Genomic DNA, 567 nt, shown 5'->3' with positions numbered 1-567 from the left:
CCTGCGCCGATGCCGGCGCCTTCCGCTGCCTTGCTGCCCAGTTCGGTTTCAATCGACTGGTCGCCTGCAAAGTAACGGTTGCGGGTTTCATCGGACATCACCAGGTTGACGTCATCCTTGGTATAGCCGCGCTCCGACACTGCGTTATAGGCACGCTCCGCGCTGTCGCGGTCGTTGAAGAGGCCGGTCACCATGCGTGGATTCTTGTTCTGATATGTATCAGCCATGTCGATCTCCTTGTTTGAATGAAGGATTGCAGTTTAGACAATACAGTCGAGCAGGTATGTCGGCGCGTAGCGCGTATCGATGTAGGACAAAGGGAGGAAATTTCAGGCGTAGCTCGCCTGTTAAACCCTCGGATGGTTTGACCGCGGGGGAAGGCTTGGGTTCGGCGTAGACCTTGCCGTACAGGGCTTGTTCTTGGCTTCGACGCGTGACAGTGGAAACCGGCATCCCGCATGGCTTACGCCAGCTGGAAAGCCTTTGTGCATCCTGGCGCGCGGGGGAGGCGCGCAAGGATGCCGTTGCTTCTTACTGAATGAAAATAGGCGCCAGCCGCTCACCGAT

At 57.3% G+C, this 567-nt stretch carries 1 protein-coding gene; it reads right to left on the bottom strand.

Annotated features, from left to right (window positions below; all coding sequences use genetic code 11):
- Nucleotides 1-227, bottom strand: a 227-nt coding sequence (locus JK635_RS27970) for a hypothetical protein (protein WP_498043855.1), incomplete at its 3' end; no start/stop codon positions are given.
- Nucleotides 228-567 lie beyond the last annotated feature (340 nt).

Origin of the sequence: Neobacillus paridis (assembly GCF_016765675.1) — a bacterium.
GTDB lineage: Bacteria > Bacillota > Bacilli > Bacillales > Cytobacillaceae > Neobacillus > Neobacillus paridis.
The sequence above is the reverse complement of the archived record's forward strand: the minus strand, read 5'-3'. Positions and strand labels throughout refer to the sequence as shown.